The sequence below is a fragment of the Pseudanabaena sp. CCNP1317 genome (genome assembly GCF_034931345.1).
In the GTDB taxonomy this organism is placed as follows: Bacteria; Cyanobacteriota; Cyanobacteriia; order Pseudanabaenales; family Pseudanabaenaceae; genus Pseudanabaena; species Pseudanabaena galeata.
Genome location: NZ_JAYGIF010000151.1, coordinates 48,035 through 63,570 on the forward strand (window position 1 = coordinate 48,035; position 15,536 = coordinate 63,570).

Sequence of the window (15,536 nt, forward strand, 5' to 3'; positions counted from 1 at the left end):
TTCCTTGTGTTCTACTTACTACAGTTTTTGGATGTAGTTTGACCTATGGCTAAAACAAAAAGGGGCTAAGCAAAGCACGGTCATGCATAAAGCCCAAAAAGGTGCGGCGCTATGTGCCGAACCTTTTTGGGTTTTATAATAGTCAGACAGTTTCAGTGACTTAAATAATGGCTTATTGGCTTCTGAAAAGTGAACCTCATGTTTATTCCTACGCCGATCTAGAGCGCGATCGCCAAACAATTTGGGATGGTGTGAATAATAATCTGGCGCTCAAGCATATCCGCACAATGCAGATCAAGGATCTTGCCCTGATTTATCACACAGGCTATGAAAGGCGGGCGATGGGGATTGCGGAAGTGATTAGCTTGCCCTATGTTGATCCGAAATTGGACGACCCAAAACGGGCGGTGGTTGATGTAAAAGCCTTGCGATCGCTACCTCAGCCAGTCACCCTTGCTCAAATTAAACAAGATCCTGATTTTGAAGGCTTTGACCTAATTCGGATTAGTCGTCTGTCAGTCGTTCCCGTATCTGAGGCACATTGGCAAAAAATTTTAGAACTCGCCAATATTTAAATGAAGTGCCGCGCTCCACGCGGCACTTCATTAGTTTTTGGGTAGCCCTAATTTATTTAGATCGCTTTGCGCTATAGGATATTGGCTAGAAGTTATTAGTAATTTTTTAGAATATATGAACTATTTAGTTAGTGTTTGGGGCGATCGCTTGAAGGCTGAAGAAGTCTATACCCGACTAGAATCCGCAAATTTTCCGATGGAAGCAATTTCAATTTTAGGCAAGGGCTACAAAAGCGCTGAAGAATTTGGCTTTATCGATCCCCTTGTCCAAGGTCGCAAACAAGCCTTTTTTATGTCCTATTGGCTCGTTCCCTTTGGCTTTTTCGCAGGAATTGGTTTTAGCCTTGTGACTGAGCTACATACTTTCGCTTGGGCTGGGACTATTGGCAATCATCTGATCGGGGGTATTTTGGGTGCATTTGGTGGTGCTATGGGAAGCTTATTTGTGGGCGGTGGTGTTGGTGTGGCAACTAGTAGCGACTCTGTTCCTCTTCGTAATCGTCTCGATGAAGGTAAGTATCTAATCGTTATCCAAGGCACTGATAATGAGGTTGTTCGGGCTAATCAAATTATGCGCCCCTTACGTCCTGAAAATATACAAGGTTTTATTGCCCCCTAAATTAACGTTAGTTCGATATAGCCATTTGCGTCGTGCTTCGCACGACGCAAATGGCGAAAAATGGTAAGAATCGCCTAGCGATTCTTACCATTTTTTGCTTTCGTCGAACTGACGTTAAATTACAACGCTTTGCACTCAATCCAGAACAAGATATTTTTTAAAAGCTTTGCATTGCAAAGCTTTTAAAAAATATCTTGTTCTGTTGCAATATAAATAATTGGGGAAACAGTTTGTGATTTAAGTCGTCTACAGTGCTTTATTAAGAGTCCCACTAATCGACACTCTTAGATACCAATCGATAAAAGTGTGACAATACTTTTATCGATTAAAAGTCAATCCCAGCAAGGGTTTTGAAAGCACAAAAATGGCTTAACCATTTTTGTGCTTGAGTATAACAAAGCGTAAAGGTACTATCAAAAATAGAAACATGAAATCACGGCAAGTCTTCAATTATATTTGGCGCATTAATGCTGTAATTATTCTGCTCGTGGGAATTCTTGCCAGTGCTGGTTTTGCAGCGACTGTTTGGGATTTATTTCGGCGAGCTACCCGTACACAGGAAATTAGTAATAATGTCAGTGTATCTACAAATGATGAAGTCAAGGTAAAGACGATAATTGGAACATTTGGACAGATTTCGGGAACGGATATCATTAAAGCTCCGCTTTATCTAATCCAAGAATATGACTATAGAGCAGGATCTAAGGAGTCTAGTTCTATTCAGAATTATATTTTCTATGATCCAACTAAAAAGGTATCTTATTGGTTAAGACCGAAGAGTGAAGGATTACTGCTATCCACGATCGCTTTGCCAGATCTCAGGGAAAGTACGGGAAAAGAACAGCAGTTGCCGACAGTTGGCTATGTGTATTTAGTTGCGGACAAAGACACCAACAATGACAAACGTATCAATGACAAAGATCAAAAGAGCATTGCGATTTCTGATCCGTCAGGGTTGCGCTTTAAAATATTGATTAATCAAGTAGATCGGTTTAATGGCACTTCTTCTATTAAAAACAATCGTGTCTCCATACTATATCAATCAGAAAATAAGCTCAAAGTTGCCGAAGTTGATATGCGATCGCAGGAAATCGTAAGCAACTCTGAGTTAGGGTTGTAAAAACACAAAATGGCTTAGCCATTTTGTGTTTTGGAAGTAAGTAGCTAGGCATAGAAAGTTAATTGCTTAGGCGATCTCCTTGTTTTGATTCTTTTGTGAATTGGCGATTGTTGGTTAGTGTTTTGAATGATGGGGTGATCGCATTGTTATTTGTTTTACAGCACTTTACCCCCAAACCAAGAAAAAACTTAAAAGCATTGCTTAGCAACGCTTTTAAGTTTTTTTCTTGTGGTTCATTTGATCGGTAATTGCTTGAGGTGAATATGCGATCGCTTTGATAGGATTTGTTACGCTCATTTTGATCACCTATTTGTCGAGGGGTTAGTATGAAATAACTGAGAATTGCCACATTTTTCGCATTCACTAAAGAACTGCAAACCGCTTTTTCTAATCTTGGCGCGATCGCCACAGGATTTACAGATATTTTTAATCGCTGTATTTTTACCGCAATCGTTACATTTAAAAAAGTAACTGTGAACATAGGCGATCGATAGATTTGAACTTTGGCAATGGGAACAGGTGTTTGTTGAAGTTGGCTTTACAGGTTTGACTATTGGCTTATGGCTATTCTGCTGATCGCTTGGCATGATAGGAATAATCTTTTTCGGCAGTGATACTGGTTTATCTGTGGCGATCGGTTTAGAGATTGAAGGATTTTTAACTGGCGAACTGATGGGAGTAGAAGTTATTGGCGTATTACTCACATCATTAAACTTAGCCTTAACCTTTAATGGCGTATGATTTGCCAACAAAAAACCACTAATTCTTGGAACTTCATCCATGTCAAATAGATAGGCGGACTTTAAACTAAAGGTTAATAAGCCATCAATTTTGCGATATTCAGATACAATTTCTCTGACTTTATCGGGGATTTGATCGGCTTTGCACACATTATTTAACTTGTCATTTTTGGGACGATTAATGATGCCAGAGTCGGAAATTGCTACCAATACATCTATAGGCATCTTCGTAAAATGTGATTGCATCGTAAAAAGCACCTTATTCAGTAGCGACTCAACATTAGACTCTAAATAATCCTTAATAAATTTTCCCTGTCTTTGAGCTTGCAAAATGGGTGAAGGCATTCCTTGCCAAGCATTATTAAACCAGCGCTTCCACTCGCCGAGTTCATTCACCTCAACACGAGTTGTCACACTTTTGCTCTCGATGATGATCATTCCATATCGATGCAGAACTAAATGATCAATTTGGCAAGCATCCCCCGCTTTTTCAAAACGTAAATTATTAAAAATTAGAAACAGTGGATCATCCTTAAACTCGCGTTTGAGATAAAAAGCTAGCTGAGATTCGGCACGAAATCCTGCTTGTAGCAAAGGATCATTTGTTTCAATGCGATCTAGCTCTTTAATAATCATGATTTTCTGAAACCCCCAAAACACTTTTAAACTTTTAACTGATGTTACGTGGAAGTTTCTAAGACCCTCACCCCTAGCCCCTCTCCCAAAGGGCGAGGGGAACAAGAATTTTCTGGGTTTTGCTCCCCCTCTCCTCTCTGGGAGAGGGGGCTGGGGGGTGAGGGCAATCTTCCTTACACGTAACATCAGTTTTAGCAAAAAAGGGTGGATGCGCTTCGCGCATCCACCCTTTTTTGGAATTTATTCAGCAGATGCAGCAGCAGCACGAGCAGCAGCAGCTTCATCTGGATGAATACCCAAACGAGTCAGGTTAAAACGTCCGCGATTGTCAACTTCACGGATTTTAATCAAGACTTCATCACCAACGGCAACTTCATCTTCGACTTTGCCCACACGACCTTCCGCCAATTGAGAAATATGCACCATTCCTTCCTTACCAGGGAGGAACTCCACAAATGCACCAATCGGAATAATGCGGGTGACCTTACCGAGATAGACATCGCCAGAACCAACGCGACGAGTCATGTTTTCGATGATCCGCTTGGCTTTGAGTGCGCCTTCACCACTCATCGAGGAAATCATGACAGTGCCATCATCTTCGATATCGATCTTGGCTCCAGTCTCTTCGGTAATGCCCTTGATGTTCTTACCACCAGGACCAATGATCATGCCGATTTGTTCAGGATCGATGCGAATCGTGAGCAAGCGTGGTGCATAGGGAGAAAGTTGCGGTCTTGGTGCAGAGAGCAATTCCAACATCTTGCCCATGATATGAGCGCGACCAGTCTTTGCTTGCATCACGGCGGCACGCACTGTATCCATAGAGATGCTAGTGATCTTCATGTCCATTTGCAGGGCGGTAATGCCTGTATCCGTACCCGCAACCTTGAAGTCCATGTCGCCAAGGAAATCTTCAATGCCTTGAATGTCAGTAAGAATGCGAACTTCATCGCCTTCTTTGATCAAGCCCATCGCCACACCACTTACAGGTTTGGAGATCGGTACACCTGCATCCATCAGCGCAAGGGTAGAACCACAGACCGAACCCATCGAGGTGGAGCCATTGGATGACAAGACTTCGGAAACTAGGCGCAGAACATAGGGGAATTCGGCTTTGGAAGGTAGTACAGGCAAAAGAGCGCGTTCAGCTAATGCACCGTGTCCAATTTCGCGACGACCAGCCGATCGCATTGGTCGTGCCTCACCCACTGAGTAAGGAGGAAAGTTGTAATGGTGCATATAACGCTTCTTCGCGTCAGGATGCAAATCATCCATTTCCTGTGCGTCTCCCGGTGTACCAAGGGTGGCGATCGTCAATACTTGGGTCAAGCCACGATTGAATAAACCGCTACCATGGACGCGAGGAATCACACTCACTTCTGTCCAGATTGGGCGCACTTCATCGAGTTTGCGTCCGTCAATCCGCACGTTCTGCTCGATTACCTGCAATCGCATCAGCTTTTTGGTGAGATCTTTATAAGTGGCACTGATTACTTTCTTATCAGCAACCAATTTCACTGGATCTTCCTCTGGCAAGGCAGCGATCGCTTCTAAAAGCTCAGCCTTGATCGCATCGAGAGCCGCATCGCGCACATTGCGATCTTTTTCGCAGCTCGCAACTACTTGTGCAACTTTATCTTTAACCGTATTGGCAATAAAGTTTTCTAGGGTGGGATCGGTTACAGGGTTAACGATTTCGGGGAGAGCGAGTCCTAACTCTTGCAGCAAGTCAAGTTGAGCTTTGATGAGTTCCAGTACGGCTTCATAACCAAAGTCGATCGCTTCGATCATGTCGGCTTCAGGCAATTGATTAGCCCCAGCTTCCACCATGATGATCCCTTCGGCAGTGCCAGCAACTACTAGATCAAGGTCACCTGCTTCAACTTCCGCATAGGTAGGGTTAATGATAAATTCATCGCCAACTAGACCAACACGCACACCAGCCATTGGTCCCATAAAGGGTAACCCTGCAATTAACGCAGCGATCGATGCACCAGTTACCGCTAAAACATCGGGTGGTGCTTTTTCGTCAATCGCCATCGTCGTAGCGACAATCTGTACATCATCACGCAACCAATTGGGGAATAAAGGACGCATGGGGCGATCGATCAGGCGGCAAGTGAGAGTTGCCTTTTCGGGTGGTCTACCTTCACGACGCAAGAAACCTCCAGGAATCCGACCTGCTGCATACAGGCGCTCTTCATAATCAACCAGCAGTGGTACAAAATCTACACCGTCACGAGCAGGACCTCTGGTCGCTGTCACTAAGATTGCAGTCTCCCCACACTGGACTAATACTGAGCCGCCAGCTTGAGGTGCAAAAGTGCCAATTCTTAATTTAATTTCCCTGCCATAAAAAGGGATAATTTTTGTTACGGCATCCATCTATAATCTACTTCCGTTTTGACTTTTTTCTCGTTATATATCTCGCAATGTTAGCACTGATGTAGTAGGGTCTGTCGTTTGTTAAGCGCGATCGCTACAAAAAATGAAGATATACGCTTTGTAAGTACTTCTATAGCTATAGCCACCTGTATCAGGACAAATCAAAACCCAAATAGTATGAGGCGGGGCGAAGCCCCGCCTCATACTATTTGGGTTTTATGTCCTCAAGAATGGCGACAGCTATAATCGACCATAAAGGCGATCCTGCAATTTAGTGATGCGGCAAAGCCACTAAATTGCAATAAGCCAAAAAGATGAGTGGCGGCGCTTTGCGCCGCCACTCATCTTTTTGGCTTATTGCGTTGCTATAAATTGCAGGAGCGCATGTTAAAAATTAAGAAATTTAAATATTGTCAGGCTCTTTTACTTACTACAATAAAGGCAAGAAAGAAAAATTTCTTGAGTTTACAATCTCATATCTAAATTGCTGTGCTAGGTAGGAATTATGTTTAAAACTGTTTTATTTCCTTTAAACAGAAGTCAAGAAACCCGCCAAGCTGTAGCCATAGTGATCGATCTCATTCAAAAATATCAGGCGCAGTTATATGTCCTATCAGTTGCTGATGCAGAGGCTACTGATAGCGATCGCGCTTCATCTCAAGAACTCATTAACGAAATGGATGCTTACTTTGCGGAGGTGGGCATTACGATTAAAAGCAAAATGGCTGAGGGTAAAACTGCTTTTGTAATTTGTGATTTTGCCGATGAGATTAATGCCGATTTAATTGTGATGGGTTCGCGGGGAATGAGCCTGACCGAAGAGCATCCCGATGGCAGCAGTGTTAGCCAAAAAGTGATTAATCTTTCGCCTTGTCCAGTATTAGTGGTTCCTTAAAACAGGCGGCGCTTCGCGCCACCTGTTTTAAGCCAAAAAACATTAAAAAGCGTTGCTTTGCAACGCTTTTTAATGTTTTTTGGCTTAAGCACAAAGTAATGTAAGCCAATCGTAGAGGCAATTTATGAATTGCCTCTACGATTGGCGGCTCAAAATTTGGTGCATTACTAAGGATGTCCATTCAATATCAGCTTCATTATTGGATTTACCTAGGGTGAGACGAATACTATTTCTGGCTTCCGTTGGCGAATATCCCATTTCTAAAAGGATCGAGCTTGGTTCGATCGCGCCACTACTACATGCCGAACCTGAACTTATGGCAAGCCCCGCGAAATTCATTTCGCGCACTAAGCGGCGACCGTCGATATGTTTGTGATAAAAACTGAGGTGATGGGGCAATCTTTCTGAAGCGATCGCACCTGTAGGAATCAGATCGGGAATATCTGCAAGTAATGCGTATAGGCGATCGCGTAATCTTGTTAGCCGCGCAGATTCAGATACTAATTCCTGCTCGGCAAGTTCGGCGGCTAAACCTAAACCTGCGATCGCAGCAACAGCTTGTGTGCCTGAACGGTAGCCACGCTCTTGTCCGCCGCCTTGGATTAAAGGAATTAGCGATCGCTTCTTAGTTGTAAGTGGATTGATATAAAGCGCTCCAATCCCTTGCAATCCATAAAATTTATGAGCCGAAAGTGAAAGCAGATCGATCGGTAAAACTTGCACATCAATAGGCATTTTGCCGATCGCTTGCACCGCATCCGTATGGAATAACACGTCAGCATTACGACAGATCTGCCCTAATTTCTCAATTGGCTGGATCGTACCAACTTCATTTTGGGCGGCGATAATCGATACCAGTACGGTATTGGGACGAAGTGCTTGAGCCAGATCTTTGGGATTAACGCAACCTTGACGATCCACAGGCAAACGGGTAACTTCCCAACCATGTTGTTCGAGATATTGGGCTGGCAGCCGTATTGCCGAATGCTCAACCGAGGAAATGATCATGTGCTGTGGTGTACGGTATTGCCGCGCAATTCCCATGATCACCATATTGTCTGACTCCGTACCGCCCGACGTGAAAATAATCCCTTCAGGATCAGCATTTAGTAAACTAGCTACTTGTAGACGCGATCGCTCGATCGCCATAGTTGAGCGCTCGCCCCACTCATGTAGGCTAGAGGGATTGCCCCATTGCGATCGCATCACGTCCGCCATCAAGTTGATGACTTCTGGTCGCGCAGGGGTCGTAGCACCATGATCTAGGTATATTTGCATAAAATAATTTTATCTTAATCGCTCAAAAAAGAGGAGGCGCTGAGCGCCTCCTCTTTTTTGAGCGATTAAGATAGTGAGAATAGTTTAAAGGCGTTACTAGTAGTTTCTAAAGCTAGTGATTCTAGATCCACCTCGCGCAAATTCGCCACACTCTCAGCCACATGCAGCACATAGGCTGGTTCGTTACGCTTACCACGCTTCGGGATAGGTGCGAGAAATGGGCAATCTGTCTCTACTAAAAGGCGATCGCTTGGTACAATTTTTGCCGACTCATGTAAATCATGGGCATTTTTAAAAGTGACCACACCACTAAAGCTGATATACATGCCCAAATCGACAAACCATTGGGTTTCTTCAGGATTACCCGCCCAGCAATGCATCACGCCACGAATGGGTTGCTGAGGGGATTCTGCATTGATTTCTTGCAAGACTTCACGGGTTGCAACAGATGCCTCGCGTGAGTGAATAATTACAGGCAGATTTAGCGATCGCGCTGTGCGAAGTTGTGATTTAAAAGCTTCAATCTGAGCAGTTCTACTATCAGATTTAAAAAAATCTAAACCAGTTTCGCCGATCGCTACGACACGTTGATCACTAATTGCCAAAGACTTAATGCGATCGCCAACTTCAGGATTCCAACCTAAAGTATTTAAGTTTTTATCTAGTGGATGTAACCCGACCGCAAAACTCACTTCAGGAAATTGATCGGCGATCGCCTGAATCTGATTAAACTCATCGGGACTCACGCAAGAATGCACTAGTCTTGTTACACCATTACCTAGCCAGCGATCGCGAACTGCCTCAAGATCCGATTGAAAATCTTTGAAGTTGATATGTACATGTGTATCTACTAGTTGCATAGAAATAAATCCTAAAAATCAAAATCATGCCAAAAACCAGAATCGATAAAAACAGCGAGAAAATTAAACACTCCCCCACAAAGTAGTATTAATCTTCTCGCTCAAATTTACTGGTCAAACAATCTCCATAGTTGAGGTCTATAAAGCTTATTGTCAAGAATAAAAATTCAGACAATTAACTTTATAATTTTGACCCTATCCAACAGAGATTTAATATGTGCGTTGCTTTACTCTTCAGGATCTTCCGATTGTTCATTACTCAACTGGATCAGATGGATGTGCTTGTATCCAAGCTTAATTTCAAACTCATCACCTTCATTCAAACCCATAGATCTTGTATAGGTAGAACCAATTACGATTTGTCCATTTTTATGAACGCTAACCCGAAAGGTAGGTTCGCGCCCACGACCATCTTTATTCTGTTCAGGATTAATTGCAAATCCTCTAGCAGCAAGCACTGCTTCATAAAATTCTGTCAAATTAACACGATCTACCCCATCTTTCCCACGAGTGAAATACCCGCATTTTTTAGCTTGCTCACGCTTGGGTAAATTATTTAGCTCTTTTGCTTTTTGAAGAAGCGCCTTTCCTGTCAAAGGAGAAGTTACAGTGTCTGTCATAAGATTATCAGAAATTTCAAGATTTCAAAATTGAAAATTTCTTTCTAAGAATAGAAGAAATTTTGCAAACCTTGGGTTTTTTAAACCACATAGAATTGCTACCTTATTGTCGTACATTTTTAAACATATTGGACAAAATATTAGACAAAATCAAAAAATATTTTTGGGATTTTCTATAGGATTAAAAAAAATATGTCTGATAATGTCATAGCACTTTAGTAAATATATGGAAACACGAAAGCAGTATGGATAGGATTTGCCTTAATATTTCAGTCTGGATACTTCAATAAGAATTAACATAGCCTACTTTTAGATTAACTTATGCCCAACTTTAACTAGACATTATTTTCTGTAGGAGTTGGATATTGATATTATTGTAATTTTCTGGTGCGAGCAATGAAATATGGCTTTTAATCATTACTTTACTTAAAACCTCACACTAATTAAAGCTATATTTCTTCACCCATACAGGTGATTCATCCGTTTTGTGATTTGTACTTTCACAAGTATTCATTTTTTCCCTGTTACAAAATATAGCCAAACCATACAAGAGATAAATAATGTAAAAGATAGCTAGGAAAAATTAAAACCCAAATAAATGAAAGCGTTACTTCGCGCCGTTTTCATTTGTTTGGGTTTTATTGCTTAAGCAAAACTTACATTGCTACAAATGAAATAGACGCAATGTCTATTTCGATTGGCTTAGTATGAACGGTTAAAGATCATCCTACAGTTTAATGTAAAGCACTAATTTAGACTTTGACATTCACACTATGAAACTGATTTTAGTGTTGCCAGCGCCTTTGGTGCTGGCAACACTAAAATCAGTTTTTTGAAAGCCCACTTTTGGCGGGCTTTCAAAAAACTGATTTTTATAATGAGAATTGCTAAACTTTGATTTTAGATATTAATTGGGGTTAGGGCTTGGCTTATGCTAAGTTGTTACCCCAAACGCGAAAAGCATTTTCAATATTTTGATGGAGTAAGGGTATGAGCGCACAGGATCGAGTCCCCGTAGGTATTATTGGCGCGTCGGGTTATGGTGGTATCCAATTGGTGAGACTGCTGCTAGAGCATCCATTAGTGAATATTACCTACATGGGTGGTAGTGGTTCTGTAGGACAAAATTTTGCTGACTTGTACCCACATATTGCCCATGCAGTAAACCTGCCCATCGAAAATCTTGAACCTGAAGCGATCGCCGATCGCTGCAAAATTGTCTTCCTGTCATTACCTAATGGCTTAGCTAGCAAAATTGCACCTCGACTATTGGCTAAGGGCTGCAAAGTCCTCGATTTATCCGCAGATTATCGCTTCACCGATCTGCAAGTTTATGAATCTTGGTATAAAGAGGCGCGTACTGATGCTGAGGTTAATGCCAAGGCAGTTTATGGATTACCAGAAATTTATCGCGATCGCATTGCTACTGCGGACTTAGTTGGTTGTGCGGGTTGTTATCCTACGGCTAGTTTATTAGCTCTACAGCCTCTGCTTAAGCAAGGTTTAGTCGATCCGAGTACGATTATTATTGATGCCAAGTCAGGTACATCTGGTGGTGGTCGTCAACCGAAAACTAATTTGTTACTAGCTGAGGCGGATGGTTCTCTTGCCGCTTATGGTATCGCGAGTCATCGCCACACCCCTGAAATCGAACAGATCTGTAGTGATATGGCAGGTCAAGAGGTGCTAGTTCAATTCACACCTCATCTTATCCCCATGATTCGCGGTATTCTGTCTACGGTATACGCTAAGCTGCGTGACCCTGGGCTGGTGAAGGAAGATGTCCTTACTATTTATAAGTCTTTTTACCGCAATTCCGAATGGGTGCAGGTATTACCTAAGAATATCTTCCCGCAAACTAAGTGGGCTTTGGGTACAAATCTCTGTTATCTCGGTGTGGAAGTCGATGAGCGGACAGGACGAGTAATTGTGGTTTCGGCGATCGATAACTTGATGAAAGGTCAAGCTGCCCAAGCATTGCAATGCATGAATATCATGATGGGCTGGGAAGAGTCACTAGCTTTACCTAAGTTAACTTTCTATCCATAAAAGTAAGTAGGGTGGGCAATGCCCACCCTACTTACTACCTTTAAATTTTATGAGGTTTATTAATTTTGCCTACTTCTGAACAAGGCATTATATGCGTCATATTATGCCAATCTTTAACAAGCACTTTCACTCCCATCTTTTTACTGCGTCTAGATGAACGCACAGGAAATGTATTCATTCTAGCTGGAGATAATATAGAGATAGAAATTTATCGTAATGGTCTTTGGAGGTTTCTGTGATCAAGCTTGATTTCAACACAATGACTAAGAAAGAATTACGCGCTTATGTTATTGCTCATCCCAGTAACAAAGACGCATTTCGTATATTTGTCGATCGCTTTACAGTAAATGCATCGCCAGAAACCTTTGCTATGCCTCAGTCAGTAGCCGATCTTCAAGAGATTGAGAGTTTAATTAAGCAAAAACTGGAGCAGTCTTCTTAAGAAGGTATTTAGTTCAATCAATGGCTATACTCCCTTGTCACTCAAGAATTAGTGGTGCGGTGCTTTGCACCGCACCACTAATTCTTGAGTGACTACTGATGTTCCGTAGAACAAAGATCTACATACTTTTTCCATATCATCTTAAAAGAGGATTTGGAAACCAAATCCCTACATATTGGTTGTAGGGGCTTGGTCTCCAAGCCCCATTCTCAGATCCACGTAACATCAGTGATAATGTCTATTTTTAAACTGGGAAGGGAGTAGATGACAGCAACGGTCAAAAGTTTAGGTGAGCAAGGATTGCTGAAAATTTTTCGGCAATATTGTAGTGAGTTAGTGGGTGATGATGCGGCGATCATGGGGGAAACTTTTGCCGATCGCCAGATGGTCGTGACTACAGATATGTTGGTGGATGGTGTGCATTTTAGCGATCGCACGACTAGCCCTGAAGATGTGGGTTGGCGGGCGGCGGCTGTGAATTTATCAGATTTAGCCGCCATGGGAGCGAAACCTTGGGGTTTAGTTATGTCCGTAGGATTGCCACCTGACACAGAAATTGCTTGGATTGAAGGCGTATATCGTGGCTTTAGTGAATGTTTACGAACCTATGGCACGGAATTAGTAGGTGGTGATACGGTGCGATCGCCTGTTCGCACTTTATCGGTAACTGCCTTTGGACAAGTACCTAAAAATCAAGTCATCCAAAGGCAGACGGTGCGAGTTGGTGATGTGATCGTGATGACAGGTTTGCACGGACTCTCAAAGGCGGGTTTAGAACTTCTATTAAATGAAAAATTAAAAGAGAAGTTACTAGCTCCGATGCAGATAGGCGATCGCTCCTTAGCAGGACAAGAGCTAGTAAAAGCAATCTGTAACTATCATCAGCGACCAATTCCGCGTTTTGATGCAATTCATCTTTTTCCAGAATTCCTGAAACAGGAAAATCACTTCAGTGATTTTCCTGTTTCAGGAATGGATAGCAGCGATGGATTAGCTGATGCGATCGCCCAAATTTGTCGCGCAAGTAATGTCGGTGCAAAGATCTATTGGGATACATTACCAATTCCTGAATTAGTGCAGATCTTGGCAGGCGATCGCGCTTTGGATTGGGTTTTGTATGGTGGCGAAGATTTTGAGCTGGTTTTATGTATGCCTTTGGATCTAGCAGAGCAGTTTGTAAAGCTTTTATCCAGTGCGGTAATTATTGGCGAAATTGTTGAAGGCAACCAACTTGATGGGCTAGATATGCGATCGGCTTTTCAACATTACGAACCCTAAAGGCTTTGACACTTTTGCTTAGGACATAAAACCCAAGAAGTGAGGGGCGGCGCAAAGCGCCGCCCCTCACTTCTTGGGTTTTAGTTTGTACTAGCTAACTCTTTTTTTGCTATATCAAAAAATCTTATTTGGCTAAAGCCTTCTCATGTTGTCCTCGCAACTGACCACAAGCCGCATCTGCTTCTAGTCCCCTTGTGCGCCGCACACTTACAGTAATTTTATAATTTTCTAAAACCTGTACAAAGGTTTGAATTGCTCTTTCGCTGGGGCGTTTGTAATCCGCATCGCTAACCGTATTGTAGGGAATCAGATTAACGTGACTTTGGAAACCGCGAATCAAGTAGGCGAGTTCTTCAGCCTGTTCAGGAGCATCATTGACTCCCGCTAGTAACGTGTATTCAAAACTAATTCTTCTACCCGTGATTTCCACATATTCGCGGCAGTCATCCATTAAGGCGATCAGAGGATAGCGATCGGCTGATGGAATCACTTGGGCGCGAACTTCTTGAGTTGGTGCATGGAGACTGACCGCCAGAGTTACTTGCAAATGTTCTTGGGCAAAGCGGGGAATTTGATTGGGAATACCGACAGTAGAGACAGTAATATTGCGCTGACCAATGCCAATATCTTTGTTAATAACGTTAATTGCGCCAACCAGATTTTCATAATTAAGTAACGGCTCACCCATGCCCATAAATACGATATGGCTGACTCGCTGCTGCATGACTTCCTGCACTGTCAGCACTTGATCAATAATTTCATGCTTTGCCAAATTGCGCCGAAAGCCGCCTTTGCCCGTAGCACAAAAATCGCACGCCATTGGACAGCCCACCTGAGTCGATACGCATACGGTCAATCGCTTACTGGTAGGAATACCAACGGTTTCGACAATTTCGCCATCAGCGAGTTTCAGCAAAAACTTCTCTGTGCCATCGCGAGTTGTTTTGTGAAGATGAATCTGCGATCGCCCCATTTCCGCAGTCGGATTCAGTGCAAATTCTTCGCGCCAAGCTTTAGGGAACACCGTAATATCTGTTAAGCTTCGCGCACCTCTGGTATAGAGCCATTCATGAAGCTGTTTACCTCGATAGCTTGGCTGTCCTTGTGATACCACCCATTCTGTCAATTCAGAGAGCGATCGCCCCAATAGTGGTAGGACTTTGGAAGCAGAATTTGGGAGCGTATTCACAGTCATGACGGGGTAGCAAATGGGACAAGTATATTGATTTTATCAAATTTCTTACGAAACTCAAACTCAGACACACCGCGAAACTGATTTCTCCGAGATTTTCTAATGAATAATCCCGCCGCAAGCGGACGGGGTTATTCATTAAATCGCAGAATCCTTATCATGTCTGAGAAGGATATAAAGATGGAAAAATTCGATCTATAGCCTTTAATGGAAATACAATTCTTACAGCGCTTTTTGGTGTGTCAGAAACCAAGAAACCCTCTTTACACAAAGTATTTAGAATAGTACGAGCTTGTCTAGACTGATAACCAGTGATTTGTGAAGCAGCTCCTCGCTCAACCTCATCAAACAAAATCACTTCTTTAAGTAAAGCAAATGAACCTTCGGGCAATTTTTTTAACTCAACTTGTTCATTGATATACAGATTCAGTCTTTTAATAAGCGTTTCAGGTTCAATTAATGACTTCATGAAATTAACTTGATCAATTGCTGTTTCTAAAAAGAAATAGACAAATTTATTCAAAGCTTTGAGACTGAGGTTGCCTCGACCATCTAAATCATTAATTCTTTGACAATCTGCCGCCATAAGTAATTTCTTATATTCTTGAGATTTTCGAGCTAAGCCTCTAGAAACTGACCAAATACTACTACCAACACCAATTTCTTTAAAATAAGCATGGGAAAACAACCTTGCCACCCTCCCATTCCCGTCATAAAAAGACGTGAGTTCGACGCACTAAAAGATGGCAGGAGGAAGAGCAGGCAAGCCTTTGAAGAGAAGATCTAAAGCAGGTTTAGTCTCTCGATATGTATAAGCAACCAACCCAGCTAAAAGGTTGACAAGAAA

At 42.4% G+C, this 15,536-nt stretch carries 15 protein-coding genes; 8 read left to right on the plus strand and 7 right to left on the minus strand.

The genetic code is table 11. From position 1 onward, the window contains the following. The first annotated feature begins 167 nt into the window (after positions 1–167). The 3 genes from VB775_RS23355 to VB775_RS23365 all read left to right on the plus strand — a co-directional run bounded on the left by VB775_RS23355 (position 168) and on the right by VB775_RS23365 (position 2,314). Entirely contained in the window at positions 168–575 is a 408-nt protein-coding gene (locus VB775_RS23355; RefSeq protein ID WP_281008745.1) for an EVE domain-containing protein, read from the plus strand. Between the two features lie 115 nt (positions 576–690). Further along, positions 691–1,194 carry a hypothetical protein gene (locus VB775_RS23360; protein WP_281008746.1) on the plus strand — a complete coding sequence of 168 codons (504 nt, stop codon included), beginning with the start codon at positions 691–693 and terminating at the stop codon, positions 1,192–1,194. A 427-nt stretch (positions 1,195–1,621) separates the two neighbouring features. After that, on the plus strand, positions 1,622–2,314 hold the full coding sequence (locus VB775_RS23365; RefSeq protein ID WP_281008747.1) for a hypothetical protein: 693 nt from the start codon (positions 1,622–1,624) through the stop codon (positions 2,312–2,314). Positions 2,315–2,616: 302 nt separating this feature from the next. Here the strand turns inward: VB775_RS23365 and VB775_RS23370 are convergent, their stop codons facing one another. Together VB775_RS23370 and pnp are read right to left on the minus strand one after the other, a co-directional pair. Then, a complete protein-coding gene (locus VB775_RS23370; protein WP_281008748.1) occupies positions 2,617–3,690 on the minus strand; it encodes a nuclease-related domain-containing protein in 1,074 nt (357 codons plus the stop codon). A gap of 240 nt (positions 3,691–3,930) precedes the next feature. Beyond that, on the minus strand, positions 3,931–6,075 hold the full coding sequence (pnp, locus tag VB775_RS23375; protein ID WP_094529708.1) for a polyribonucleotide nucleotidyltransferase: 2,145 nt from the start codon (positions 6,073–6,075) through the stop codon (positions 3,931–3,933). 505 nt (positions 6,076–6,580) lie between these two features. Here pnp and VB775_RS23380 point away from each other — a divergent pair. Beyond that, complete coding sequence (locus VB775_RS23380) at positions 6,581–6,970, plus strand: universal stress protein (protein WP_281008749.1); 390 nt, start codon at positions 6,581–6,583, stop codon at positions 6,968–6,970. A 135-nt stretch (positions 6,971–7,105) separates the two neighbouring features. On the opposite strand, the gene VB775_RS23385 is transcribed toward VB775_RS23380, so the two are convergent. From VB775_RS23385 to VB775_RS23395, 3 genes are all read right to left on the minus strand, one after another. After that, positions 7,106–8,248, minus strand: a complete 1,143-nt coding sequence (locus VB775_RS23385; protein WP_281008750.1) for a cysteine desulfurase family protein — start codon at positions 8,246–8,248, stop codon at positions 7,106–7,108. Between the two features lie 65 nt (positions 8,249–8,313). After that, complete coding sequence (locus VB775_RS23390; RefSeq protein WP_281008751.1) at positions 8,314–9,108, minus strand: TatD family hydrolase; 795 nt, start codon at positions 9,106–9,108, stop codon at positions 8,314–8,316. 227 nt (positions 9,109–9,335) lie between these two features. Then, on the minus strand, positions 9,336–9,728 hold the full coding sequence (locus tag VB775_RS23395) for an AbrB family transcriptional regulator (protein WP_094529700.1): 393 nt from the start codon (positions 9,726–9,728) through the stop codon (positions 9,336–9,338). 990 nt (positions 9,729–10,718) lie between these two features. On the opposite strand from VB775_RS23395, the gene argC reads away from it, so the two are divergent. The 4 genes from argC (at position 10,719) to thiL (ending at position 13,497) form a co-directional block, all read left to right on the plus strand. Further along, positions 10,719–11,777: an N-acetyl-gamma-glutamyl-phosphate reductase gene (gene argC, locus VB775_RS23400; RefSeq protein WP_281008752.1), complete on the plus strand. Its 1,059-nt coding sequence runs from the start codon at positions 10,719–10,721 to the stop codon at positions 11,775–11,777. A 65-nt stretch (positions 11,778–11,842) separates the two neighbouring features. Then, positions 11,843–12,016: a DUF6888 family protein gene (locus VB775_RS26635; RefSeq protein WP_407072948.1), complete on the plus strand. Its 174-nt coding sequence runs from the start codon at positions 11,843–11,845 to the stop codon at positions 12,014–12,016. After that, positions 12,013–12,219, plus strand: a complete 207-nt coding sequence (locus VB775_RS23405) for a DUF6887 family protein (RefSeq protein ID WP_407072949.1) — start codon at positions 12,013–12,015, stop codon at positions 12,217–12,219. The genes VB775_RS26635 and VB775_RS23405 overlap by 4 nt, the downstream gene beginning before the upstream one ends. Positions 12,220–12,483: 264 nt before the next feature. Further along, positions 12,484–13,497, plus strand: a complete 1,014-nt coding sequence (gene thiL, locus VB775_RS23410) for a thiamine-phosphate kinase (RefSeq protein ID WP_281008754.1) — start codon at positions 12,484–12,486, stop codon at positions 13,495–13,497. A 124-nt stretch (positions 13,498–13,621) separates the two neighbouring features. Here the strand turns inward: thiL and rlmN are convergent, their stop codons facing one another. Beyond that, positions 13,622–14,692 (minus strand): 23S rRNA (adenine(2503)-C(2))-methyltransferase RlmN, encoded by a 1,071-nt coding sequence (gene rlmN / locus VB775_RS23415; protein ID WP_281008755.1) that lies wholly within the window; start codon positions 14,690–14,692, stop codon positions 13,622–13,624. Positions 14,693–14,846: 154 nt separating this feature from the next. After that, positions 14,847–15,386, minus strand: a complete 540-nt coding sequence (locus tag VB775_RS23420; RefSeq protein ID WP_281008756.1) for a hypothetical protein — start codon at positions 15,384–15,386, stop codon at positions 14,847–14,849. Positions 15,387–15,536 lie beyond the last annotated feature (150 nt).